Annotated in this window: 26 protein-coding genes; 7 read left to right on the top strand and 19 right to left on the bottom strand. The window is 44.9% G+C overall.

Going from position 1 to position 25783, the window contains the following annotated elements; genetic code table 11:
* Positions 1-4 precede the first annotated feature (4 nt).
* From OE749_RS03270 to htpX, 3 genes are all read left to right on the top strand, one after another.
* Entirely contained in the window at positions 5-1927 is a 1923-nt protein-coding gene (locus OE749_RS03270; protein WP_263710918.1) for a methyl-accepting chemotaxis protein, read from the top strand.
* A 12-nt stretch (positions 1928-1939) separates the two neighbouring features.
* Positions 1940-2332 carry a SpoIIAA family protein gene (locus OE749_RS03265; RefSeq protein ID WP_263710917.1) on the top strand — a complete coding sequence of 131 codons (393 nt, stop codon included), beginning with the start codon at positions 1940-1942 and terminating at the stop codon, positions 2330-2332.
* Positions 2333-2467: 135 nt separating this feature from the next.
* Positions 2468-3343: a protease HtpX gene (gene htpX / locus OE749_RS03260; RefSeq protein WP_263710916.1), complete on the top strand. Its 876-nt coding sequence runs from the start codon at positions 2468-2470 to the stop codon at positions 3341-3343.
* A 90-nt stretch (positions 3344-3433) separates the two neighbouring features.
* On the opposite strand, the gene OE749_RS03255 is transcribed toward htpX, so the two are convergent.
* Both OE749_RS03255 and OE749_RS03250 read right to left on the bottom strand, forming a co-directional pair.
* On the bottom strand, positions 3434-4336 hold the full coding sequence (locus OE749_RS03255) for a zinc metalloprotease (protein ID WP_263710915.1): 903 nt from the start codon (positions 4334-4336) through the stop codon (positions 3434-3436).
* Between the two features lie 405 nt (positions 4337-4741).
* Positions 4742-5116, bottom strand: a complete 375-nt coding sequence (locus OE749_RS03250) for a DUF2750 domain-containing protein (protein ID WP_263710914.1) — start codon at positions 5114-5116, stop codon at positions 4742-4744.
* 90 nt (positions 5117-5206) lie between these two features.
* Between OE749_RS03250 and OE749_RS03245 the strand changes: the two genes are divergently transcribed.
* Positions 5207-6031, top strand: coding sequence for a thioredoxin family protein (locus OE749_RS03245; RefSeq protein ID WP_263710913.1), 825 nt, complete (start codon positions 5207-5209; stop codon positions 6029-6031).
* 10 nt (positions 6032-6041) lie between these two features.
* Here OE749_RS03245 and OE749_RS03240 read toward each other — a convergent pair whose 3' ends face one another.
* Both OE749_RS03240 and OE749_RS03235 read right to left on the bottom strand, forming a co-directional pair.
* Entirely contained in the window at positions 6042-7055 is a 1014-nt protein-coding gene (locus OE749_RS03240; protein WP_263710912.1) for a GGDEF domain-containing protein, read from the bottom strand.
* Between the two features lie 67 nt (positions 7056-7122).
* Positions 7123-8058 (bottom strand): D-2-hydroxyacid dehydrogenase, encoded by a 936-nt coding sequence (locus tag OE749_RS03235; protein WP_263710911.1) that lies wholly within the window; start codon positions 8056-8058, stop codon positions 7123-7125.
* 127 nt (positions 8059-8185) lie between these two features.
* On the opposite strand from OE749_RS03235, the gene OE749_RS03230 reads away from it, so the two are divergent.
* Positions 8186-9979 (top strand): trans-sulfuration enzyme family protein, encoded by a 1794-nt coding sequence (locus OE749_RS03230; protein ID WP_263710910.1) that lies wholly within the window; start codon positions 8186-8188, stop codon positions 9977-9979.
* Between the two features lie 126 nt (positions 9980-10105).
* Here OE749_RS03230 and OE749_RS03225 read toward each other — a convergent pair whose 3' ends face one another.
* The 4 genes from OE749_RS03225 to OE749_RS03210 form a co-directional block, all read right to left on the bottom strand.
* Positions 10106-10696: a hypothetical protein gene (locus OE749_RS03225; protein WP_263710909.1), complete on the bottom strand. Its 591-nt coding sequence runs from the start codon at positions 10694-10696 to the stop codon at positions 10106-10108.
* Between the two features lie 97 nt (positions 10697-10793).
* Positions 10794-11285, bottom strand: coding sequence for an Lrp/AsnC family transcriptional regulator (locus OE749_RS03220; RefSeq protein ID WP_263710908.1), 492 nt, complete (start codon positions 11283-11285; stop codon positions 10794-10796).
* Positions 11282-12394: an anhydro-N-acetylmuramic acid kinase gene (locus tag OE749_RS03215; protein ID WP_263710907.1), complete on the bottom strand. Its 1113-nt coding sequence runs from the start codon at positions 12392-12394 to the stop codon at positions 11282-11284. Before OE749_RS03215 ends, OE749_RS03220 begins: the two co-directional genes overlap by 4 nt.
* Before the next feature lie 12 nt (positions 12395-12406).
* On the bottom strand, positions 12407-13702 hold the full coding sequence (locus OE749_RS03210; RefSeq protein ID WP_263710906.1) for an OapA family protein: 1296 nt from the start codon (positions 13700-13702) through the stop codon (positions 12407-12409).
* 270 nt (positions 13703-13972) lie between these two features.
* Here OE749_RS03210 and tyrS point away from each other — a divergent pair, with 270 nt between their 5' ends.
* Positions 13973-15172, top strand: a complete 1200-nt coding sequence (gene tyrS, locus OE749_RS03205) for a tyrosine--tRNA ligase (protein ID WP_263710905.1) — start codon at positions 13973-13975, stop codon at positions 15170-15172.
* A gap of 90 nt (positions 15173-15262) precedes the next feature.
* On the opposite strand, the gene OE749_RS03200 is transcribed toward tyrS, so the two are convergent.
* The 9 genes from OE749_RS03200 to OE749_RS03160 all read right to left on the bottom strand — a co-directional run bounded on the left by OE749_RS03200 (position 15263) and on the right by OE749_RS03160 (position 22949).
* Positions 15263-16603, bottom strand: coding sequence for an NAD(P)/FAD-dependent oxidoreductase (locus tag OE749_RS03200; RefSeq protein ID WP_263710904.1), 1341 nt, complete (start codon positions 16601-16603; stop codon positions 15263-15265).
* Between the two features lie 17 nt (positions 16604-16620).
* Positions 16621-17187, bottom strand: coding sequence for a GNAT family N-acetyltransferase (locus OE749_RS03195; RefSeq protein ID WP_263710903.1), 567 nt, complete (start codon positions 17185-17187; stop codon positions 16621-16623).
* On the bottom strand, positions 17160-17582 hold the full coding sequence (locus tag OE749_RS03190) for a DUF2721 domain-containing protein (protein ID WP_263710902.1): 423 nt from the start codon (positions 17580-17582) through the stop codon (positions 17160-17162). The genes OE749_RS03195 and OE749_RS03190 overlap by 28 nt, the downstream gene beginning before the upstream one ends.
* 40 nt (positions 17583-17622) lie before the next feature.
* Positions 17623-18042 (bottom strand): rhodanese-like domain-containing protein, encoded by a 420-nt coding sequence (locus OE749_RS03185; RefSeq protein WP_263710901.1) that lies wholly within the window; start codon positions 18040-18042, stop codon positions 17623-17625.
* A gap of 138 nt (positions 18043-18180) precedes the next feature.
* Positions 18181-19575: an adenosylhomocysteinase gene (gene ahcY / locus OE749_RS03180; protein ID WP_263710900.1), complete on the bottom strand. Its 1395-nt coding sequence runs from the start codon at positions 19573-19575 to the stop codon at positions 18181-18183.
* Positions 19576-19724: 149 nt separating this feature from the next.
* A complete protein-coding gene (locus OE749_RS03175; protein WP_263710899.1) occupies positions 19725-20540 on the bottom strand; it encodes a cobalamin-binding protein in 816 nt (271 codons plus the stop codon).
* A gap of 10 nt (positions 20541-20550) precedes the next feature.
* Positions 20551-21555 (bottom strand): cobalamin biosynthesis protein CobD/CbiB, encoded by a 1005-nt coding sequence (locus OE749_RS03170; RefSeq protein ID WP_263710898.1) that lies wholly within the window; start codon positions 21553-21555, stop codon positions 20551-20553.
* The gene (locus OE749_RS03165) at positions 21530-22234 is read right to left on the bottom strand and encodes a 5'-methylthioadenosine/adenosylhomocysteine nucleosidase (RefSeq protein WP_263710897.1); all 705 of its coding nucleotides are present in this window, start codon (positions 22232-22234) and stop codon (positions 21530-21532) included. Before OE749_RS03165 ends, OE749_RS03170 begins: the two co-directional genes overlap by 26 nt.
* A 124-nt stretch (positions 22235-22358) precedes the next feature.
* Positions 22359-22949, bottom strand: coding sequence for a DUF2726 domain-containing protein (locus tag OE749_RS03160; protein WP_263710896.1), 591 nt, complete (start codon positions 22947-22949; stop codon positions 22359-22361).
* Between the two features lie 258 nt (positions 22950-23207).
* Here OE749_RS03160 and OE749_RS03155 point away from each other — a divergent pair, with 258 nt between their 5' ends.
* Positions 23208-23699 carry a hypothetical protein gene (locus OE749_RS03155; RefSeq protein ID WP_263710895.1) on the top strand — a complete coding sequence of 164 codons (492 nt, stop codon included), beginning with the start codon at positions 23208-23210 and terminating at the stop codon, positions 23697-23699.
* A 49-nt stretch (positions 23700-23748) separates the two neighbouring features.
* On the opposite strand, the gene OE749_RS03150 is transcribed toward OE749_RS03155, so the two are convergent.
* The gene (locus OE749_RS03150; protein WP_263710894.1) at positions 23749-24240 is read right to left on the bottom strand and encodes a hypothetical protein; all 492 of its coding nucleotides are present in this window, start codon (positions 24238-24240) and stop codon (positions 23749-23751) included.
* Positions 24241-24361: 121 nt separating this feature from the next.
* Positions 24362-25777 carry an FAD-dependent oxidoreductase gene (locus OE749_RS03145; protein WP_263710893.1) on the bottom strand — a complete coding sequence of 472 codons (1416 nt, stop codon included), beginning with the start codon at positions 25775-25777 and terminating at the stop codon, positions 24362-24364.
* Between the last annotated feature and the right edge of the window lie 6 nt (positions 25778-25783).

The following is a 25783-nucleotide window of genomic DNA, read 5'->3' as shown; positions in this document are numbered from 1 at the left end:
CAGGATGAAGTTACGCACACTATTAATTATCAGCATGACCGCGGCCATTCTTATTCCGCTGTTTATAAGTACCTTGTACTTTACCTTTAGTTTGCGTTCCTTGATTGACGGGCGACTCATCGACCGAGAGTTGCCGTCAACACTTGAACGACTCCGGAATGCCATTGAACTTGAACTGCAAGAATCGCTGATCATTTCTAAATCCATTGCAGAAAATACCTATATTCTTGACTGGGTGGAAGAAGGTGAACCGCAAGATAGATTAAACAGCGTAACTCGCTATTTATCTAAAATTAAAAAGGAAAACAATGCGATTACGGCGTTTATTGTATCGTCTGTAAGTAACAACTATTACAACGTGGATGGCGTTTTAAAAAAATTGTCTCCCTCAGCTGAGCGTGACCAATGGTTTTACAACTTCCTCAATTCAGGAGTGCCTTATGGGCTGAGTGTTGATGTTGATCAGTCTACAGGACAAGCTGCTGTCTTTATTAACTACACGGTTAAAATGAATGACAAACCGGTAGCAGTTGGAGGGATTGGCCGTTCGCTGGCGGGCATGACAGAGCTAATTCGAGGCTTTCGCATTGGTGAAAAAGGCCATGTATATTTGGTAAATAAAGAAGGCAAGGTCATGCTCCATAAAGATAAGGAAGCCGTTGGTGCGATGTTATCGAGCCTGGTAGGATCGGATGATATTGGTCGTACTTTGATTCAAAGTAATGTCATTAAAATTGACGAATTTGAACGCGAAGGCGAGGGCTTTATCGTCGCATCCCTTAGATTAAAGAGTCTAGATTGGTACTTGGTTGCTGAGCTGAGTAAAGCAGAATTATACAAAGACTTGAATCAAACCCTTATTAGCAATTTGGTGATCATCATTTTGATTGCTGCCATCTTTATTGCCGTGGTGGCAGTGTTGTCAAAACAGATTGTTGATCCTATTCGTCGTGTATCTAAAGCGATTTATGACATTAGTCAAAGAGGCGGTGATCTCACTGCACGTTTACCTATTTCAGGGCAGCAGGAAATTGGCGAACTGGCTGAAAACGTTAATTTGTTTATCGCTAAACTTCAGCGAATTTGTCTTGAAATTCGAGATGCATCTCGACAGATAGATGATGCCACCAATACCGTTAACCAATTGATGGGAGACGCGGCTCAGAAGACCTCACAACAGCAACAAGGCACAGAAATGGTCGCGACGGCGGTGAATGAGATGGGGGCAACAGTACAAGAAATTGCTAAAAATGCCAGTGATGCGGCAGCATTGTCACAAGAAGCCGAGAGCGAATCTGCAACGGGTTTGAAAGTGGTGAATAGCACCGTAAAAGACATTGGTCATTTAAAGTCTGCAATGGACAGCTCTGTGGAATCGGTTGAAACGCTAGCGAGTGAGATTCAATCAATCAGCTCGGTACTGGATGTGATTAAAGGTATCTCGGAGCAAACCAACTTGCTGGCACTCAATGCCGCGATAGAGGCAGCCCGAGCAGGAGAAATGGGACGTGGATTTGCAGTGGTTGCTGATGAAGTGAGAACATTAGCGCAGCGCACAGCCCAATCAACAGAAGAAATTAATGAAATGATTTCGAAGCTTGATAATAGCGCTAAAACGACGGTAAATGCGATTCAATCTGGCAGCGCATTAACAGCGTCGAGCGTATCGAATGCTGAAATCACCGGTCAAACCATTTCTAAAATGGCAGAGAAGATAAGCTATATTTCTAACACGAATATCTCTGTTGCGGCCGCTACCGAAGAGCAAAGTACGGTAACCGAAGAGATCAACAAGAATATTACTGAGATTTCAGATTTTGCCCACAGTACCAGCCATAACATTAAACAGTGCGAAGCGTTATGTGACGACCTCAAGTTGCACGTAAATACGCTGTCGAAAACCTTGCAACAGTTTACACTGGAATAGAGTAAAGCTCAGATGCAAAAACACGGCATATCAATTGGAATAGAACGTATTGGCAATACGTTCTATATGACCTTAAAAGTGACTGGAAAGCTGACTCACGAAGACTATCAAACTATTACGCCGATGATAGACAGCGCCCTCAAAGGAGTTAAAAATGCTGAGATACTTGCGTTAATTGATGCGTCTGAACTTGAAGGGTGGGAGCTTCGCGCAGCGTGGGACGATTTTAAAATGATCCTTAAGCACGGCAGTGAGTTTAAGAAAGTCGCCATTTACGGGCATAAGCAATGGCAATCCAGTATTGCTAAAGTGGGCGGCTGGTTCATTTCAGGCGAAGTGGCGTTTTTTGAGGATATTAAAGCAGCCATGAGTTGGCTAAACCAAGGCCTCGAAGGTAGCAACTGAAGCTCCTATAAATTTGAAGGTTTTGCGACATAATATACAGAACTTACGTTTAAATAGTCTTACGCTGTACTTGTCTAGATATACTATTGCCCCCATTTTCTACATGCTTAAATCTTTATTGGGAGAAATGCACCTATGATGCGAATTGCGCTGTTTATTGGTACTAATATTGCCATTATGGCCTTGTTAAGTATTACCTTTAGCTTATTCGGAATTCAGGGACTATTAGCTGAAAATGGTGTGGATCTAAACTTACAGGCATTACTTGTTTACTCTGCTGTGATTGGTTTTAGTGGGGCAATGATCTCATTGTTTCTGTCTAAATTTATGGCAAAGAGAACCATGAATGTGCATGTTATTCAGTCGCCCACTAATGCGACAGAAAAGTGGCTGGTCGATACCGTCAAACGCCAAGCAACGCAGGCGGGTATCGGCATGCCTGAAGTTGGAATATTCCAGCATCCATCTCCAAATGCCTTTGCTACTGGTTGGAATAAAAATGATGCATTAGTGGCCGTGAGCACGGGGTTACTTGAGAGTATGCGCGAAAATGAAGTGGAAGCTGTACTTGCTCATGAGGTTAGCCATGTGGCTAACGGTGACATGGTAACAATGACGCTGCTTCAAGGTGTGATGAACACCTTTGTGGTGTTTTTGTCTCGCGTTATTGGGCACGTGGTTGATAGGGTGGTTTTCAAGGTCGAGCGTGGACATGGTCCCGCGTTTTGGATTGTCTCTATTGTTGCTGAGCTTATTTTAGGTGTATTGGCGATGATGATTGTTATGTGGTTCTCGCGCTACCGAGAATATCGCGCTGATGCTGGTGGTGCGGCTCTAGCTGGGAAGCAAAATATGGCAGCGGCGCTGTCGCGTTTGCAACAACATCAAAATGCGCCACAGATGCCAGACGAAATGGCAGCGTTTGCGATTAGCGCAGGCAAAATTCACGCGTTGTTTTCTAGTCATCCACCTCTGGAAAAGCGTATTGCTGCGTTAAGAGGGGAAGATTGATTGCTCGACAAGAGCGTGAGCAAAAATAAAAGCGATGCGTGTAACGGCATCGCTTTTATTTTGAAGGTAGTCTAACGTAGACGTCCGTGTTTACAAGTTACGATACACCGAGCTTAGCTGGTCTGCGCGGCTTGCTTGACCAGGTGTAAATTCATACATGCATGCGTCGTAGGTGTAATCCATAAAGTTATGGATTGGGTCAACGCCATCTGCATTTTTACCGCGTCGGCATGTGTCACGACCAATTGGGCAGCCTGATGCCGAGCTTCTCTCGGCTGGTGTGTCACTGACATAATCACCATTGCCGTTACATCCACCTTGGAATGTATGGTAAAGGCCTAGCCAATGACCTACTTCATGCGTGCCAGTGTCGCCTTCGTTGTAAGGTGCTGCACTGCCGTTTGGCAACGAGGAATAAAGCACAATAACGCCATCATCCATAGGGTTTGACGCGTAGTCGGTGGGGAAGGTTGCCCATCCTAGTAAATCGCCCCCTGCGTTGGTGGTATAGAAGTTTAGGTCTGACGCATCACCTTGGCGTAATGCCGATTTCATCTGTGTTTCTGCCGAAGAGCCATAACCTGCGTTAAACCATGAGCTATTCTGCGTATAGTCAACAGATTTCAAGTTAAATGTAAATGGGGTGTCTGCATAGGCTTCATTTAGCACCGCCATTTGTGCATTAATATCGCCATTTGACAACATGCCAGTGCCGCTGTTGTCAGTGATAACGTGAAAATAGACGTCAACAGTCACTGAGCCTGCGGCTCGCATTGTTTGGAAGTCTGCACTTTTACCTGATTTAATTCGTAGTGTGTCAAAGTGCTGTTCTTTGAGTGCCGCTTCAGCTGGACTTGGGTGTTCAGTGCCGCACACTCTGTCTCTGGAGTTCTTTAGGTCTGTAAGTTTATGTTGATGATCGTTACTCAAAGCCGAGGTTGAGAATAACAAAGCCATTGTGCAAATAGCGATTTTTTTATAATTAAACGCCATGTCGATTTTCCTTTCTTCAATATGTAATTATGTTTTTACATATCCGTTCTCACGCACTGCTTGGTTCGGGACTACAGCGGAAATGTATGCGGGTTAATTTATTAACCTCAAATTTACAATAGAGTGTTTTTCAACAGTTGTGAAGAGAAAAAAATAGGTCGCTATTCATAACCTAGTATATAGGAATAGTCGGTAAAAAATAAAATTCTAGTAAAAACAGAGGGTTAATACTAACTTTGATACTGTCATATAAGTTTAAAAAATGACCAGAGTTTTTAGCTATGTTAGTTAAAGCATAGAGTGATTGTGAGCTGTGGGGATAAATAGTTGAGGGGAAACGCAATGCAACGCATTGATATTAAAGGAAGCTGACATAAGGTTGTTATGTCAGCTTCATGTGAAATATTATTTTACTTCGTCTTCAAATTCATCAGGGAATAAGATAATCCCTTCTTCATCTTCGCCAGGGAATGCAGCAATCATGACTTCGTCTTCAGCTAGACCGCTGGTCCACCTTTCGAACCACGTGTTCAGCTCAATGCCCATCGGTGTGCATCCTTCCCACTCACCCGTGGCCCAAGTTTTAGCAAAATGTTCAGACGGCCAAACAGGTACACAGTCTTCATCGTCGGTATTAAGCATGACGCAACCATGTTCGTCAGTCAGAATCCACACTTTTTGTTGCGCCTTAACTTCTTTGATCAGGAAGTTAAGTCGTTCGTCTGGAGATAAGCGGTGAATATTTTCGATAGGCTGATTCATGATAATTCTCGTTGTCATTGGTAGTACTCATGATAATGCAAATCGCAAACAATGCCCATTTGAAGTAAAGTAAATGATGTTTTATTCGCCAATCAAGGACCCATTTCGATGACAAGCACGCGATCTATCCTATTTTTCGCCACACTGCTTTCTTTACTTCTCGGTTTTTCCGGCTCGAGTTTTGCCGCAGGGAAAGCCGAGTATCAGGAAGCATTACCAGAATATACGTATGTTGAAGATGCAAGATATATGGAAAATCTTACTGCGGCTAAAACCAATGCGGAAGAACGAGGAAAGCCATTGATGGTCGTATTTGGCGCGTCGTGGTGTCATGACAGCCGCGCACTGTCAGTGGCATTCTCTCACCCTCAGGTCGCGCCTGTTTTAAAAGATAACTTTGAAGTGTTATTTATTGATATTGGTTATTACCAAGACAGGCGAGATGCAACAATGGCGCTGGGTTACCCGGGTTATTTTGCCACACCTACGGTTCTCATTGTGTCTGAGCCAGCTTCGCCTAGCCCAGATATTGATGCCATATTAACGTTTCAACATGCAGCCTCATTGTCAGTCGATACAATTGCTAAGTTTATTCAGGATTATCCCAACCGAAAAGAACGTTCGGCGGCATCGTTTATTCCTAAGAACAAGCACGGCGCGCAATTGCAGCTACATGCCAAAAACCTGACAGATAGGTTACAGCGAGGCTTTGAGAAATTAGGTGTGTTACTCAAGCAAGAAGATCAAACTGGCGATGCTGACGATGAAAAATTGAATCAATTATGGCAAGAGGTTAAAGCATATCGAATGGCGTTACAGGGCGCACTGCATCATTCTTCAGAGCAAGCCAGATCGCTAGATGAAGGTGCACCCAGCCGATTGGCAATCACTGAGCAGCGCTTTGGTCCTTACTCTTGGGAAGTAGGCGAATAAAGCCAAGTTACTAAGCAACGCAGCAACTATTTCTTCCTTCGTTTTTGGCTCGGTACATGGCTTTGTCAGCTCTACCGAGCCACTCAAATGCGGTTTCTTCCTCAGCGTATTGTGCTGTACCAACGGATACAGTGACATTATACTCGCTAAGTACAGGGTCATTTTCAACCGATGTACGCAGGGTTTCGGCTAGTAATACGGCATCTTTCAACGGTGTTTGCTCAGCAATCACAACAAATTCCTCGCCACCTAATCGGTAGACCTGATCTGTGGTACGTATCCGCTGGTTGATTACCTGAATAAGGCCAACCAGAATGTCGTCTCCCGTCGCGTGTCCAAATCGGTCGTTAATACACTTGAAGCGGTCAATATCAAACATGATAAGTGAGGTTACGGTATCCGTATGACGGCGATGTAAGCTCATCAGATCTAATAGTTTCTGTTCCAATGCTCGTCGGTTACCAGCTCCTGTGAGAGGATCATTCGAAGCCTGATGAACCAGCTGTAACTGCTGTGCCCGCATTCTGCCTGCAAAAACAAAACTAAACAGTACGGTTGCGATGGCTGAAAGGTAAAAACGTAGCGCGCCAACCACTGTCACCTCATCTAAGATCATCAATCCAATGGCTGCAAGAACGACAAGGCTAAGTACAAGCGCTTGACGAGGAAGTAGCAAGAAAAATAGGGCGGTTAAGGCTGGATAACACCAGCTCAACTGCTCACTGCCTTTTAGCTCGATCGTGGCGATTAATACGCAGCAACATATGGCAGCCAGTATTTTACCAGCAACCCGCGTGTTGTGGGTGGTGTACACTAAGACGAATACTGCCAGCGCACAAAACACACCAATGAAGTCCAAGATTCCTAATAGCCAATCTTGGGTGAAAAAGCGCAGTACCACAAAGGGGAACAACACAAGAGCGGTAAACCCACTCAAAGATAAGATGATATATTCTTCGGTCGTGCGTGATGCTCTGTTCTGGTCTGGCTTAACCATAACGCCCTGAATTACCTTTAGTTCCACATGTGATTCCTGTACAGGTGGCGGTTATCTTGCGCTGCGCCAGTTATGACTTAAAGCGATGCGACAATCAATAACCTTTGGTGAGGTCGATTTGATAATTCAGTGCGGTGTTTTGGCAAAATCTCTCATGGTTTTCTAAAAAAATGTCTACGATATCTTTTGGACGTGATACCGCTGCAGTGTGTTGAGTAATATGCGCATTGGGCAACGTCCAAAGCAGGCTGTTTTGAGGAAGTGGTTCATCCACAAAAACGTCGAGTACAGCAGCACGGAGCTTATGTGCTGTTAAAGCACTCTCTAATGCTGATATATCCACACACTGGCCTCTTCCTGCATTAATAAAAACAGCATGTTCTGGCAATGCTGACATACATTCGGCATCGATGATGTTTTCAGTATGCGCAGTATGAGGGAGCAAACACACCAATGCGTCTAAGCCTTCACAAAATGCGAGCTTCTCTTTAAGGGTGTATTGCTCATCTAAGAACGGTGAAGGTTTTTGGGTGGTGGCAAACCCTCGCACCTTCATACCAAATGCTTTCGCCATCTTGGCTACTTCAATGCCAATGGCACCCGTTCCCATAATGCCAATCGTTTGCCCTGCAAGGGTTGAGCAGGTGGGCTGTAACCAATTCTTTTCTTTTTGTAGCGATGTCATTTTGTCTATTTGACGAGAAAAATGCAGCAGATAGGCAAAGACATATTCCCGCATTTGAACGCCGAATACCCCTTTAATACCTGTTAGCGGGATTGAGCGTGGCATTACATCGATGAGCGGCTTGGCCCCCGCCCAGGTAGATTGAACCCACTTGAGATGAGTAAAGCGATAAACAACAGGAGCAAGTAGGTCCGGGTTAGCGAGAATCACCGTGGTTTTGGTAAAAATGTCGTCGTCTATTTCTTGGTTGTTTTCCAGCGCCGCAATAATATTAATTCCTGCTTTGCCGTCAAGCTGCGTAAAGTACTCGTTAGCATCACCAGATAGAATAGTTAGGTTGATCATGTTGATATCCTTTTTGGTCTAGTAAAGATTTGTTTCCTTTTCTTTGTAAACTAACCGAACAAAATTTGTTTAATTTTTGTAAATAACAAATTATATTCGAAAAATAGACAGTAAAGGAATGTTACCCATGACAAACAAGCAACATGTCGAGCAGGCGAGAATCCTGTCTCCTAAAAGAAATACTACAAAAGCGACGTCAGTTGAAGCCTTAGCCGCTGAGCAGTTAGCGCATTTTGGTATCAATAAAGAAAGTGATTATGGAAAAGCACTGTTTCAGGCCGCGTCTCATATGTATCAGGCGCAAACTGATGTGATGACGTTGTGGAACGTCACCAAAGAGACGTTAGAGGGGTTAGACAGAGAAGATAAACTTGCATACTTCAATGCGAAAAAGTTCTTGTCGTTCCAGATTGCAAAGGTGCTTGATACGTTGCAAAACCCCTTTCGCGCTACATTTCAAAGCTTAAACAAACAAAGCGGTTCACAAGTAACAAAAGGCCATTACCCACTTTTTGATAATGTGACAGCGCTGTTTTCAGCCAACCCAGTTATTGTGAGAACGGCCACTTATGTATATGCCTGTACAGAATGGGTCGATGACGCATTCCAGGGTAAGGAATTTACCCATCAAATTTATACGCGTTTGCTTAATCCAACCAATGTCTCTTTGGCCAATGCTATCGTTGATCTGGAAGCCGGTCCGTATGCTGCTGATTACATGGCGTGGAACTTCAACTCGGGTATGGCTGCTATTGACGCACTGCTGTCTAATGTATTAGGGCATGGTGATGTGTTAATCGTTTCTCGTAATATTTACGGTGGCGTTTTCCAGCTGTTAAAAGATTATTTTGCGCGTGAGAATAGAATGGATGTGCAGTTGGAGTGGTTTGATGGCTACACCGGCGAAGAGTTTGCCGCCTTTAGAGATGAGGTTGCGAAAAAGCATCAAAACCGAACTGATAAGGGCAAGCATATCCACGTATATCTTGAGTCACCCTGTAACCCGCACGGTTATGTTTTGGATGTCGCGGGCATTTGTAAAGCGGCCCATAAGCATGATCATACGGTTATGCTAGACGCTACCTTAGCCACTCCTGTACTGCATCAGCCATTGCAGCGTGAAGATAAAGACGAGCGCCCAGATTTTATTATGCATAGTTACACCAAAGATATTTGTGGCAGTGGCGCAACGACTGCGGGCGTAGTGATTGGCGAAGCCTATCGAATGTTCCAGCCTAAAGGCGAGAGTGTAAATGGCTATGATTGGTCACGCACTATGTTTTGGGACGTGTATTACATCAAAGGTGCTTACCTTGACTCCGAAAAAGCGTTTGATGTACTAAGCGGTATGAAAACATTAGAACAGCGTATGATGAATAAAGTCATCAATACTACGGTGTTCAGCCGTTTTCTTGCATCTCACCCAGATTTTAATGTGAACTGTCACGCCTTACCTGAGCATAAAAATGCGCACCTACGTGAAAGCCAAATGCGCCACGGCTGGCCGTGCTCGCTGTTTACGGTCGATATGGAAGGCGCATCTCTAGAGCGCGATACTTTCTTGCGTTTCTTCGATGCACTTGAGCCTGCCTTTAGCCACCAAGTGAGTATTGGACAAAGCAATACGATTATTTTATGCCCTGCATTGACCACCCATTCAGAGCTAGATCCAAAATCGCAGAAAGAAGCTGGAATCTTCTTAACTACCATGCGTATCGCGATGGGTACTAACAATGTAAAAGAGCTTATCGCCCATATGATTAACAGTGCAAAACTGCATATTGATCCGAAGCATCCCGGTTTCAGTGATAAGTTTATGTCGGCTGATGAGGTCGATAGTTTGTACATGAATGTCGCACTTGAAGTATGTAACCAGCATTATGGTTCTGTTTCTTCAATGAAAGATATGCTTACCCAGTAAGTGCTACCCAGTAAGTGCTACCCAGTAAGGTGTTTGCCCGGCATTGTTTTGTGTGGTGCCGGGCTTTTTTGATTGTTTGTTGTCGGGCTGACGACGGCAACCAGAGACGCCTGTTTGTACGCTAGGCTATTTGCGATCGCTCCATGGGGCAGGGGGAGTGTCGATGGTTTTGGTTAAGTCAAACACCGCGCTAAATTCTCGGCCTTCTCGTTTTAATCGGTAAGTGAACTTGTCTGGGTAAATGTATAACTGCCACGTGTTATCGATAGAATCAGGAATGCCATTTTCTACGAAGAGGGATTTTGAAAAGTCATCTGCCGGAAACGATTGTACTTGTGCCCAGCCTTCATCTATTGTGTGGCCGCCGTATTGCGTTAATGTATCTTCGCTACCATCACGGTGACGGTGATCATGTTTAAGGGTTAAGCCTTTGGCAGATTTGGTGATGATCCATGTGCGCGAAGCATTGCTTCCCACGTAAAAGGGAATTTCTATCTTATTCTCTTCACAGGTCCTTACGTGCATTTTTAAGGGTTTATTTGCAAATGAGCTGGATTTTGAGCTGTCTACTGTGACTTCTCCGGCAAAAGACTTATTGCACAAGGTTTTTAATTTTTCAAAGAATGCATCTTGAGGATTCGCTGCATTTACTGTGGTAGTGGTACTTGCGGCAATTATTAATGCCGAAGCGAAAAGAGGATTAATTGATAATTTCATAGGCACTCGCGTGTGTAAGTTTATTTCGTTTTTAGCGTTGTTCTTTAATGTTAGTCTATTGTGTATTGTCTTGATGCGCTTAAAGTGGCAGCGTGCTCTAATCGAAACGCGGTAATGTTTCACTGGTGTCGTAATCGTAAACCAACGATGTTTCAACATGGTTTACTTCGCCACGAGTTGTAATGGCATTGAACACGAAATCTCGTAGATGATGAGAGTCACTAACAGAAACATGTACGAAAAAGTCAGTTTCCCCACCCATATGGTATAGGCTGATAACCTCTGGTAAGGGTAATAGATCGTGTTTAAAGCGATCGAAAGTTTCTCGATTATGCTCTGACATTCTCACTGAAATCATCGCCTGAATATGGCCGCCAAGGGCATTAAAATCCACCTCTGCTCTTGAAGATTTTAACACGCCTTCAGTTTGCAATCGTTTTATACGCTCAAGGCAGGTAGAAGGAGCCAAGCCGACTGCTGTTGCTATATCTTTGTTTGTTAGTCGCGCATCGCGGTACAAATGGGCAAGTATTTGCTTGTCAGTATCATCCAACTGACGAGGCGGTTTGGTGGACGGATGTTTACTCATAACGCAGAAAAACTCGCACCTAAAATAGCGCTTCGACTCGCGCCAGTGACCGATGGGATATTGCCAGGTATACCCTGTTTATGAGCATAAGCTAACCAAGCAAATGCGGCCGCCTCAACGGCATCTGAAACAATACCAAGCTCGTCTGTAGTATTTAGTTGGCAGTCATACAGTAAGGTTTCTAAGGTCTCCATTAGAAAGTCGTTGTGGGCGCCGCCACCACATACATACACTTCTTCTACGTCTGGCAGTGCATGAATTTGATCAGCAATGCTTGTTGCAGTTAGCAGGGCCAATGTTGCCTGCACCGATTCTGGTGATAGCGTATTACCATATTGAGAGAGTTGCTGCTCTAGCCACGCTAAGTTAAATAGTTCACGCCCTGTACTTTTGGGTGCAGGTTGGGAGAAAAACGGCAGTGTCAACATGGCCTGTAATAGTGTGTTATCTGGCTTTCCCTGCGATGCCCACGCACCGCTTTTATCGTATTGTTGGCCAGTATGTTTACGACACCAAGCATCCATAAGCGTATTTCCCGGCCCAGTGTCGAACCCTACAATGGGTGTTTGTTGGTCTGCGGGTAAATAAGTGATATTACTAATTCCGCCAATATTGAGGACAACACGATTGCATCGCTTGGTGGCAAACATTGCTTTATGAAACGCAGGAACGAGTGGTGCACCCTGTCCGCCAAGAGCAACATCTTTACGTCTGAAGTCAGCAATCACGTCGATGTCAGTTTTCGAGGCTAACGTAAACGGATCACCGATTTGTAAAGTGAATCCATTGTTGCCGTCGGGATAGTGTCGAATCGTTTGGCCATGAGAGCCGATTGCCACAATGTCGGCTGAGGTGAGTTGATTTCTTGCAAGAAATGCCTTTACCGCGTCAGCAAAAGCATGTGCAATCTGCCGATCAGCGTCTCCCATCGTGTTAATTTCGTTCTGATTAGGCTGACACAAGCCGTGAATGGTGGGTATGAGTGCTTCAGGAAAAGGGTAAGTCGCGTAATCTAGTATGGTAGCGGGGCGTTGCTTAAAATTAAGCAACGCAATATCGATTCCATCCATACTAGTACCGGACATAATGCCCAGATATAAATGAGCCAATCGGCGTCCTCGTTAATTCATGGCAAGCATAATGCGCTTGTTATTTTCAAGCAATGCAACGCGCTGTGCAGCTAGTTGACTAAACTCCGCTTTGTCTTTTTCAGCGATGGGCTTGGCTTTGGGTAGCGATACTGTTCTCGGATTGCGATGAACGCCATCAACAAGAAATTCATAGTGTAAATGCGGGCCAGCCGCTAAGCCTGTAGCGCCTACATAGCCAATGACTTGACCTTGTTTAACATGTTGACCACGTTTTACCGCGCGCTTACTAAAGTGGATGTATTTCGTCACATATTTTTCACCATGCTGTATAAATACATGGTGACCGTTAAACTTATCGTACGTAGCACGAATGACCTTACCATCGCCTGCAGCCACTACAGGTGTACCTGTTCTAGCAGCATAGTCTACACCGCGGTGAGCCTTCCAGCGCTTTTGTACTGGGTGAAACCGCTTTTTGCTGAAACTTGAGCTAATGTACTTAAAGTTAACTGGCGCGCGCAAAAAGCTTTTACGCATGCTACGTCCTTCAGGCGTATAATAATTGCCGTCGTTGTGGCGTATAGCCGTAAAGGTTTCGCCCTGATTGGTAAACTCGGCAGCTACAATATCGCCGTACCCAATAAACTCACCATCAATAAACTGTTCTTCATACACCACATTAAAGTGGTCGCCTTCGCGAATTTCTAACGCGAAGTCGATATCCCAACCGAATATTCCTGCCAAACTCATAATCTGATTATCTGACATATTGGCGCGCTTGCCCGCGTTCCAGAAACTAGAATTAATTTCGCCTTGAGCGAAATTTAAACGCGTTTCGATAGGTTTGGTTAATATCTCTGACTGAAATCCACTATTTTCGTGTGAGATCTGTAACGTCTCTGTTTGAGAATAGGCGTATTGCAGCGCCACAAACTGTCCTTCGCTATCTTTCAGAATAGATAGAGACTGACCGGGTTTGATACTCAACAACTTTTTAGCAAGACTGCCTGCTTTGCTCACTCTGTAGGTATCTTGCGCGCTTAGTCCGGCACGATTGAAGATCTTTGCGAGGTTGTCGCCTTTTTGAATGGTAAAGGCATGCCAGTTTTGTTGCTCGTCAATGGGCAAGGCATCCGCCTCTGAGCCTTGACTTAATGTCAGGTCCAGTTGATAGCGCTTTCCCAGCTCCAGTGTTTTTACTTCAGTATGGCGCGAGGCTTCGACCGAGTCTGAAGGAATAAACACCATTAAAAGTAAAAGTGCGACAATCCCTGACAGCATAAATTTATGGGGAATAGGTAACTGTTTTATCGTATTTTTAAGCACGGTGAAATAACACTCTTACAACCACATCAACTGGAGAATATATCGAACAGCGCAAGTTTTCCAGCGGTTGGTTAAAATATGAGCTGTAAATCGGCATATATCTACATAATCCCTTATTGTAAAAAATAACTAATTGCTTTATCTATGACTTGCGGGCGCGTAAAATACGTGCATTCACATTTTTAATAAGTTCGTGTTTTCAGAATGGCATCTCGCAAGTGTGCGTCGTCGTTCATTTTCTTGGGCACGAAGGGTAAACGAGGACGTTCAATGACTGATTGGCAAGATGCAATGCGCGAAATTCAGCGCGGTGCAGATGAAATATTGTTGGAAGATGAGCTGGTTGCCAAGCTTAAAGAAGGTAAGCCGCTGAAAATCAAAGCGGGTTTTGATCCAACAGCACCAGATTTGCATTTGGGTCATACAGTATTAATCAATAAACTTCGTACATTTCAGGCGTTGGGTCACGAAGTCATCTTTTTGATTGGTGACTTTACTGGTTTGATTGGAGATCCAACGGGTAAAAATGTCACACGTAAGCCGTTGTCAAAAGAAGACGTGCTTGCCAACGCGGAAACTTACAAAGAGCAGGTGTTTAAGATCCTCGATCCTGAAAAAACCACGATTCGTTTTAATTCTGAATGGATGGACGAACTGGGTGCTGCGGGGATGATCATGTTGGCGGCCAGCCAAACGGTTGCGCGTATGTTAGAACGTGACGACTTTAAAAAGCGTTACGCCAATGGGCAACCTATTGCAATACATGAATTTTTATATCCGCTCGTTCAAGGATGGGATTCCGTTGCATTAGAAGCGGATGTTGAGCTGGGCGGTACTGATCAGCGCTTTAACCTGTTAATGGGGCGTGAACTACAAAAAGAGCAAGGGCAGCGCCAGCAAACTGTATTGATGATGCCGCTGCTTGAAGGCCTCGACGGTGTACAGAAAATGTCTAAGTCTTTGGGCAACTACATTGGGATTACCGATGCGCCAAATGACATGTTCGGAAAAATCATGTCGATTTCTGACGATTTGATGTGGCGCTATTACGATCTGTTAAGCTTTCGCCCTATCGAGGATATCGCCGCGTTAAAAACCCGTGTTGAAAACGGTGAAAATCCGCGTGATATCAAGATTGAACTCGCAAAAGAGATCATTGCACGTTTCCACACTGAAGACGACGCGGAGGCAGCGCATCAAGATTTTATTCAACGTTTCCAGAAAAACGCGATTCCAGACGATATGCCCGAAGTCACACTCACTTTGTCGTCAGAAGGGATGGCAATTGGAAATCTTCTTAAAGAAGCTGGTTTGGTCGCGTCTACATCTGAAGCAATGCGCATGGTAAAGCAAGGCGCAGTGAAGATTAATGGTGACAAAGTTGAAGATACCAAGCTGACATTGTCAGAGCCGGGTGAGGCTGTTTATCAAGTCGGCAAACGTAAGTTTGCGCGTGTTACTCTCGCGTAATACTGAAAAGGCGACGTCAAACAGCGTCGCCTAACTTCCCCCGGCCTTCGAGCATCAATTGTCTTCTCTGTTGCTTTGCAATCATTCCACCTAATGATTAAACATATTGGCAAAAACGTAAAACGCACTTAAACCGAGTCGGCGCATAGCAGCGAACGGAAAGGTTTTTAACGGTGACTGCCAATAGGGTAAGCTCGGCAGTGTTTTATCATTAGTCACCATCTGTGCTAACCGCTTGCCAGCTTGAGCGCCAAATGCCACACCTGATCCGCAATATCCCATTGCATAGTGAATGGAACGATCATCGCTGTGCCACAATCGAGGGTAATCATCTAATGAAACGCTAATCCAGCCACTCCAAAAATAATCAATGTCAATGTTGCTTAAACGAGGAAAGGTACTGGCTAACCCAGTTTCTAATCGTTGTCTGTATAAGGCTTTGTCTGCATTTTTACCCGCGATGGCACCTCGACCTCCGAACAACAAGCGGTTATCGGGTAGCAAACGGTAATAATATTTAAGTGAACGAGTGTCCATGGCCATGAGGCCTGATTTCATGCCGATTGCTTGAAGCTCTTCGCTCGACAGCGGGCGCGTGACAATAATACTGCTAATCACAGGAAAATGACGATTATTCACTAACGGGTGCAAGGCATTACCCGTGTAACCATTAGTGGCAATGATCACTTGCTTGGCATTCACTTGGCCTTGTGGTGTGATAAGTTGGTGCTGCCCCTGAGATTGTTGCCAATCTTTTACGGGAGATTGGCCGTATAAGGTCGCGCCGTGGCTCAGTGCCAATCTTTGATAGCCTCTGGCCAGTTTTAATGGGTTGATGGCAAAGCATTTTGGGTAATACAAGCCGCCATAATGCAGGTTGGTATTGATATATCCGTTTTTTACTTCGTTGGCGGGTACAAACGAGACAGACTCAGAAAACGATGCCGATAATGCATCAGCTTGTTGCTGTAATTGCTGTGTCATGCTGGCGTTGTGAGCGAGTTTCATGTATCCGCCAACAATTTTGTCGCATTCAATGTTGCCCTCGTCAATCAGTGATTGAACGGTGTCGATTGATGTTTGAAACTCTTGATAAATCGCGGATGCGGTATCATTTCCCCACTTTTTTTGCATGGCAGACATGCCTAGTCTGCCAGTGCCGCCGAGTACGAAGCCGCCATTTCGTCCACTGCATCCCCAACCGCTGTCGTTTGCCTCTAATAAAACAGGCTTTATTCCAGCTTTAGCCAGATGAATGGCCGCAGACAACCCCGTGTAACCGCCACCAATAATCGCCACATCGGCATCGATGGTGTCAGTGAGAATCGGAAGCGTTTCTTTCGCGACGATGTCTTTTGCTGTGCTAAACCAATAAGAGTCAGGGAATGCCTGCTTGCTCGCAGGAAAGGGCGCAAGTAACGGGTCGTACATCAGGAAATTATGCCTTTTTAATCAAACTCAATCATCATTTCTGCACCGGTGCAGGTGCAGTGGTTTCCGCATACAGGGCACACATAACCGTCGCTTTCAAATAGCGGTTGCCACTTGTTTGGGTGCATCTTTACGACCTTTCCGCCGCATTTTGAAAAATATTTAAATGCGCTGTTACCCGGGCTTGCCATCCAGATGTGTGCCATACCTGCTTTAGCGCCTTGTTTCTTCGCGTTCTCAATAGACAGTGAAAGAAGCTTTGAGCCTACGCCTTTGCCACGGCAAATTTCATCGACGGTATTACATTTGAAATAGCATACCTCGTCTGCTTTTACTGGCCACTCGTCGGTACTGCACCATTCGTCTAGCGTCCATGTACCTGCTGCAAAGGTAAGCCTGAATCCAATTACCTTGTCATTGAGCAGGGCGACCCAGCTAGCGTTGATATTGTTTTGAACGCTTTTCTGATAATAGTCTTCCAGCTGCTCATGATTGATGTAGTTGTCACCATGAACGTGATTGCCTAATGCAATAATGCCTTCAAAGTGTGAAGGGGCTAATTGTTGATATTCGATTTGGTCCATTTTCGATTTCTAAAGGGTAAGTTGAGACTACACAAATACACATCAAGGGCTTCAACCGAGATCCGTATTTCTCTTACAGACAGCCATAAAGAGTACAATAAAAAGATTAAGCTGCTTGCAAATATCCAGCTGCCTGCGACACGATAATCGGCATATAATACCAGCATTGACAGCACACAGAGAAAAAAACTTACAACCCCGACCTCTTGCATGCGTTTTATTAGCTGAATTCTCTCCCGCAGGTTTTCTATTTGTTTCTGGGTGCTGTCTGAATCTTCAGTTCGGTCGAAGTTTCGAATAATTTGTGCCAGAGCGATAAAACGGTTGGTATACGCGAGCAATAGTAACGAAATAGCAGGAAATAACACTGCCGGAGTAGTAAGAGTGACTTCCATAAATGTAGCCTGATTGTTTTTCCAATCAGGCTACCAAATATTATTGTGCAATGGTATGTCCAGCAGCTTCCCAGCCTTTCATATCACCTTCTAAATGCAGCACATCTTGGAATCCATTTGCGAGCAAAATATCTGCTGCTATTTTAGCGCGTCTACCTGAACGGCAATACACCACAACAGGTTTGTGTTTGTACTCTGATATTGAAGCTATGACTTCTTTTAATTCAACATGGGGGATGTTTTTAGCCTCAGGGATGTGTCCCGCTTGGTATTCTTCTTCACTGCGTACGTCTAGCACTAGCCAGTCTTGCTCTTTTTGAGATAAAAACTGGGCTTGCGAGAGTGATTGCAACTGCGTGGACGTGTCGTGATTAGCTTGGCTATTGTCGCCGCCTGCGATGGTATTCGGGCTAGCCAATAACAACGAGAATAGCATCGTAATAACGAGCGCAACTTTCATGTACGTAATCCTGATTTAATCGATAAGTCATCTTATTTTAGCGCAACCTTCTTAAAACAAGAATGAAGTGTAACGCGTCGCGCATACACCTCAGCCTGATGTTTAATGCGAGATTACGCAAACGTTGTATAGTAGATATCAATACCGATAGGTGTCGGGCTTAAAGGGGCCACTTATCTCAACGTCAATATAGTCTGCTTGTGTTTGCGTTAGTGTGGTAATCACGCCGCCAAATCCTTCCACCATATAACGCGCTACTTCCTCGTCAAGCTGTTTGGGAAGCACGGTGACCGCCATCATCGCTTGTTGTTTGTCTTCAGATTGTGATGCGTATGCTTGTTTAAATAAATGAATTTGCGCTAATACTTGGTTGGCAAATGAACCGTCCATGATGCGAGATGGGTGTCCAGTCGCATTGCCTAGGTTGACGAGCCTGCCTTCTGACAGTAATAGTAAATGGTCATCACTGTTTGCTGCATCGCGGTAGATTTTATGCACTTGTGGTTTAACTTCTTCCCAGCGCCAATTATCACGCATGTAGGCGGTGTCGATTTCATTATCAAAATGGCCGATATTGCATACTACAGCTCCAGACTTTAGTGCGTGAAGCATGTGTTTGTCGCATACGTTAACGTTGCCCGTAGTGGTGACAACCAAGTCTGTATTGGCAAGCAGAGCGGTGTTGATGTGGTCGCGGTTGCCAGTATTTTTTCCTTCGACATAGGGCGACACTACCTCAAAGCCATCCATGCAGGCTTGCATGGCGCAGATGGGGTCGATTTCTGCAATTCTGACTATCATGCCCTCTTGGCGTAGTGATTGCGATGAGCCTTTGCCAACGTCGCCGTAGCCAATCACTAATGCTTTTTTACCTGCGAGTAAGTGATCGGTTGCACGCTTGATTGCGTCATTTAGGCTGTGACGGCATCCGTACTTATTGTCATTCTTTGACTTGGTCACCGAATCGTTAACATTGATGGCTGGGACTTTTAATGTGCCTTCATCTAGCATTTTTAAGAGCCGATGCACGCCCGTCGTGGTTTCTTCAGTAATACCATGAACCTGTTCAAGTACTTTTGGATAGCGAGTGTGAAGCATGTCAGTAAGATCGCCGCCGTCGTCTAAGACCATGTTGGCATTCCACGGCTCGCCATCTTTCAATATGGTTTGCTCTAGGCACCATTCATATTCGTCTTCAGTCTCTCCTTTCCAAGCAAAAACCGGCACACCTGCGGCGACGATTGCGGCGGCAGCATGATCTTGTGTTGAAAAAATATTGCAACTAGACCAGCGCACTTCTGCGCCTAAATCGATCAGGGTTTCAATCAGTACCCCTGTTTGAATGGTCATGTGAATGCAGCCAAGAATTTTGGCACCCTTGAGAGGTTGTTCGGCGCGATATTTGTGCCTGATTGCCATTAAGGCTGGCATTTCGCCCTCTGCGATTGAGAGTTCTTTACGTCCCCAATCAGCCAAACTGATGTCTGCGACCTTGTAGTCGCCTGTTGCCATAACGTGATTGTCTTGGTTCATATCTGTCCTTATAGAATAAGAGTACAAGGAGCGTGGTGAACACGGTAACGGCAAACACGGCGTAAACCTGTGTTTTTTTGGTTCTCGCGCTGGTTACGATTTATACTGCCAGAAACAAAGCCATGATCAAAGGGCTGTTGCGATTTGTTTTACTTTTGGAAATGAATTTGCTCACACAGTTGCGACAATTCCGTCACGACGCGAGGAGTAAAACGTTGAAAAATAGCTGCATTCACGCTGAAGTAGCGAGCATGAAGTATGGGCTCCCATTTCCCCCATTGCGCTCTCATTTGATCCTTATTTTGGTTCATAGAAGAGATAATAATGGCAGGCTGTTTGGTTAACACTTGTTCAATACTGACTTGTGGATAGGGCGTATCTGCGTCTTCAAAAATGTTATTTAAGTTGCAGTGACGTATTAAATCGTTTGACCAGGTGTTGCCACTAACTGACATTAGCGGTGCGTTATGCATGTAAAAGAAGGCCGCATAGCGAGGCTTTTTTTGCATGCTATATTTAAGTTTACTGAGCTGTTCTGCCAATGAATCGACAGTGTATTTTGCTTGCTCGTTAGCGCCTAACTTACTCCCTAGCGCGAGTAACTCCTCTTGCATGTCGACTAATGTTTTGGGAGAAGATAGGAATACATCCAACCCTAACGCCTGTAAACGGGCAATGTCTTGAGGCCGATTTCCTCCATGCCATGCCAACACCAATGTGGGTTTAAGTGTTAATAAAGCTTCAAAATTAACGCCAGTATGGCTAGCGACTCTGGGAAGTGCTTTGGCGGCTTCAGGAAAGTCGCTGTAATCTGAAACGCCTACTAATTCAGCCTCTTTGTTTAAAGTGAATACCCACTCTGTAAGGTGAGGTGCTAATGACACAATACGTTGTTCGGCATGGGCAACTATGTTGACACTGTATAAGAACAACACTGCTGCAATAAATGCTAACCTTTTGAACATAAGTACGCCCTTAAAATACATAGATTATGGCGAACACTAATAGCAAAAATACACAGAGCATGGCAGTGACTTTCATCAGTGCCAACCGTATGCGGGCTAGGTCTCCAAATCGGATCTCTCGGCTCCCCCCGACCTTCGCCATACGAATTTTTTTACCACCGTAAAATGCAGGGCCGCCTAGCTGAATGCCCATTGCGCCACCAGCAATGGCTAATAGGGTAGTGTGTTGCCGTATCGCCCCTGTAAGTTGATAGCGTATATTTCGAGCGGCTTTGAATGCCCCGCTGATATTTTCTGCAATGGCTAGGCTGTATACCACCCATCGGGTTGGCAACCACGATAACACCAGCATCATGGTTGAAGCTGGTTTGCCAAAGTGAGCAAAATACGGGGTTTTCCGATTCCATTGTTGCGACATTTCAAATATCAGCCTGTAGGCTAAGGCACCCGCACCCCCTAAAATAAGATACCAAAACAATACCGCCCAATATTGATAACAAAATCGCAGCAGCACACTTTCAACCGCAGCTTTGGCAATCCCCATTGGAGACAGCTTGTCTGTTTCTCTGAGAACAATATGGGACAGTGTATCGCGGGCCAGCATTTTTTTATTTGCCTTTAACGCATGAATAATACGCTCATAATGTGTCGTAACTGGATGAAAGTGAAGGGCAACCAATAACATCATCGCATCAAAGAACAGGGGAAACTCTGCAAACCATACAAAGGTGCTTGCGATCACAACGGTGGGTAAGGTGATGACGATAACCGCTAAAGTACCAGAAATATACTGTTGCTGGTGGCTTCGCTCAACAGACGGATGCACTTTTTGCCCAATATGCTGAGTAAGGTAACGAAAAAATGCGAGAGGGTGATAACGTTCAGGCCAAAGCCAGAGGCGCTCAATACCCATCACGGCAAACATAACGAATAATGTTTGCCAAAGCGGGTGTTGAATGATCGCCTCTAAGGGTAAGATGTGAACTCCGTTAGGCTGATTCAGCCAGCTCCGCAATCATGCCCATTACCAGCTCAGCAGAGTGCTTGGCAGCTTGGTCGATGTATTCTTTGAATGAAACAGTCGACGTTTGGCCAGCAATGTCTGACAACGATCGTATAACCACAAATGGTGTGTCTAGCATGTAGCAGGTTTGGCCGATGGCGGCCCCTTCCATTTCTACCGCTTTCATGTCTGGTACAAGTTTACGTAAACGCCCTGCCGCTTCGTCGCAACCAATGAAAGAGTCGCCCGTGCAGATTAGGCCGCGTTTACTCTTTACATGCACAACATCTTTTGCTGCGTGCTCTGCTGCTTCAATAAGTTTTTGGTTGCTTGGGAATACAGCAGGCAAGCCGTATACTTGGCCAAGCTCATAACCGAAGTGGGTTACGTCAACGTCGTGATGCATAACACCACTTGCGATCACCAAATCACCAATAGACAAATCTTGATCGAATCCACCAGCTGACCCCGTATTAACTACATAATCGGGTGCAAAACGGTCAATCAATACCGTGGTGGCAACAGATGCGGCAACTTTACCGATACCACATTTCACCACGACAACTTCAACGCCATGCATTTTGCCAGAGTAAAAGTTCAAATGTGCGTATTCTGTTACTTCAACATCAGACAAGCTTTCTTTTAGTAGCGCAACCTCTTGATCCATTGCGCCCAAAATAGCGATTTTCATGGTACTTACTTCTCCATTGAAAAATTTGCGCGAAGTGTAATAGAAGTGGGCAAAAATAGCCATTCCAAGCGCCTAAAAAAACAACATGAAGGCGCAAGGAACGGAGAACGGAAGCGTGTTGGGGTTAGGCCGCAGCGGGACGACTTGAGCGTAAAGGACGAGTCGGGCGTTTGTCTAAGTTGTCTGGATTGTGCGTGCCCATTATAACTGGTTTAGGCGTTTTACGCTTAATCGGGGCTAATTTGGCTTCAATACAATCGGCTATGTCTTTCGTGGTATAACCCGATTTTACTTTTATGCGTAAATGAGGAATACGCGCTGCATCCAATGCTCCGCTAATAAACCAATCACGCTGGGCTTTGTATCCGTCTTTGCCCGCCGCGTGAACCAAATCAATAGCAACCACTGGGCTCATGGTTTGCTTGTCGCACAGCACAAAATCAAGGTGTTTACCCGATGCGCGTGAAAACGCATGTTTCGCTGTTTTCTTGTCAGTATTTTGACGCAGAGCTAGCACATCAGTTAGCCTAACTCGGCATACGATACGATATTGGTGACCTACTGCTTTCTCAATTAAATCAAGAAAGGTGCATTCTACTTGCGTGAAAAGTGTATTTTTGCGCTTAAAAGGAAATGCAACGCCACCGTCGCTAAGTTTAATTGCGCCAATAGCCACAACAATTAATAGCATTAATAAAATAATTGCCAATTCCATATTTGCTCCTACCAACAAGAAATAGCCAGAAATTTGACAGATCAAAATGTCTAAACAGGTTGATAACGATAGAGCAAGTTAAATGCCAAGTTTGAAGTTGCGAGCTTTCACATACCTCTGTATGTGGGAGAATACCTTTTCTTCATGCTAATTGTTTACTATCAATCGCGGATGCAAATCGCGGATGCAAATCGCGGATGCAAATCTCGGATGTAAGTCTTGGATGCAAATCTGGAATTCAACACTTAAGGAAATACAATGTTAAAAAAAGCGATAATTCTAACGGCCGCGATGTTTTATTCGGCTGTAACTGCTGCGGGTCAAGGAAATACGATTATTCCAAGTTGGTTTTCTTCTGATAATGGAAGTAATTCGAATCAAACCTACTTTCAACTTGCTCTATCGAACGTTACGTCAGAAAGTACATCGGTAAAAGTAAAGTTATACGATGTTAACGGGGCATTGTACAAAGCGAGAAGCGGCGATACGTTTACCGTGAAATATTCTGATGCGAGAAGCTTTACCGAAGTCGATTCGACACTTGAAATCGTAATTGGACCGTACAAAACTGTGCGATTCACTGCTCTGACAGGATCTGTTCAAGAGGGCTATGGTGTCATTGAGTGGAGTCAGTCTGAAGGCCAGAACGCTAATGCGCTAGTCGCAAACGCATATCAAATGGTGTATATCACCGACTTTTCACATCGCTCAGAAAGAGCTGTTCCAATTAATAATGGTATGGTTTTTTAGTTGCTTTGAACAAGACGACTCAAGTTTTTATGTTTGAGTCGTTACATACTTAATGCTCTATTTTTTGGGTGTCAATTGGCACGGATTTAACCAAAATATCAACTTGACTACCTTGTCCATCTTTCGAAATCACAATAATGACCTGCTTTTCGGTATAGGTCAGCATCACACGCCCCTTCATATGCTTTTTACTGTCTGCTGTACCAATATGTTGTTCATAGAACGCTACCGCTTCGTCTTTGGTAATATCTGCATGATAAATCATTGAAGCTGGCAGGCTGTCGGCAAACGGTTGGCATAGCCTCGCGTTTTCAATAATAGGAACAGACTTAAAACTATCAGGGCAAGGCTGTGTGGAAAAAGCGGGGTTAGCATTCGCGTCAGAAAAGGGCGAAAAGGCCAATGTGCTTAGAAAAGATACCAATGGGAGAATTCGATAAAACATAGAAGACGTTTGGGTTATCTCGAAATTGCTTCCATAATATTGCGTGACCGCGAAAGTGCAATACGTGCCGTATCCTTTTAGGGTATAGGTAATCACCGTAGGGTATACAAAACAAAGAAAAAGAGAAGTGTTTAGCTTCTCTTTCAATAAATCAATTTGACGATATTGATAGGTTTGTTTTTGTCGTAACTTACATATCAGACTGAATGTATTTATTCTACACGCCCATATAATCCATAATGCCTTGCGCAGCTTTGCGACCTTCGTCGATGGCGGTGACCACTAAATCGGAACCTCGCACCATATCGCCTCCGGCAAAGATCTTTGGATTGGAGGTTTGAAAGGCAAATTTGCCATGCTCTGGCGCGCGCACTCGCCCTTTCTCATCTAAGATAATCCCGTAATCGGCAAACCAAGGCGCGGGACTTGGCTGAAAACCAAAGGCAATAATAACCGCGTCGGCTTTAAGTACATGCTCAGAGCCTTCAACTACCTCGGCTCTGCGCCTGCCATCTATGTCGGCCGCTCCCATTTGGGTGTTAACGAGCTTAACACCACAGGCTTTTCCTGACTCGTCAACGGCAATGTCTAGAGGTTGTACATTAAAGGTAAACTGGATGCCTTCTTCTTTCGCGTTGACGACTTCTCGTCGCGAGCCCGGCATACTTTGTTCATCACGACGGTAAGCACAGGTAACGCTTGCAGCCCCTTGCCTGATAGAGGTGCGTACGCAATCCATAGTGGTGTCGCCGCCTCCAAGCACAACGACATGTTTACCTTTCATATCAATGTAGTCGTTAGCAGAGGCTTCAAGCCCCATCACGCGGTTTGTATTGGCAATAAGAAACGGCAGTGCTTCGTATACGCCAGGCGCGTGTTCGTGCTCAAATCCACCTTGCATAGACGTGTACGTCCCCATTCCCAGAAAAACGGCGTCGTATTCACTGAGCAGGGTATCAAATGGAAGGTCCTTACCAATCTCAGTGTTTAGTTGAAATTGGATACCCATATCCTCAAATATTTCGCGACGCAGCTTAATGACGTCTTTCTCCAGTTTGAATGAAGGAATACCGAAGGTGAGTAAGCCGCCAATCTCCGGATATTTGTCGAATACGACAGGGGTTACGCCATTTCTGATGAGAATATCAGCGCATGCTAATCCCGCTGGACCTGCACCGACTATTGCAACCTTTTTCCCGGTTTGGACAATGCCAGACATATCAGGCCGCCAGCCCATCTTAAATGCAGTATCCGTTATATACTTTTCAATACTGCCAATGGTGACTGCACCAAAGTCATCGTTAAGCGTACAGGCGCCTTCACATAAGCGATCTTGCGGGCAAACACGCCCACACACTTCAGGCAGAGAATTGGTTTGATGACATAAATCAGCGGCTTCTAAAATTTTGCCTTCGTTAGCCAGTTTTAACCACTGCGGAATGTAATTATGCACTGGGCATTGCCACTCACAATACGGGTTACCGCAGTCTAAGCATCGATCGGCCTGACCTTCTGTTTGCGACTGGCTCAGAGGTTGGTAAATTTCTGCAAACTCGGAGCGCCGCACATGAATTGGCTTTTTAGGCGGATCAATGCGCTCAACATCAACAAATTGGTATACGTTTTTTGCCATGCTTAC

The sequence above is a fragment of the Fluctibacter corallii genome (assembly GCF_025751585.1).
Lineage (GTDB): Bacteria > Pseudomonadota > Gammaproteobacteria > Enterobacterales > Alteromonadaceae > Fluctibacter_A > Fluctibacter_A corallii.
This window is presented reverse-complemented; position numbering and strand designations above follow the sequence as displayed.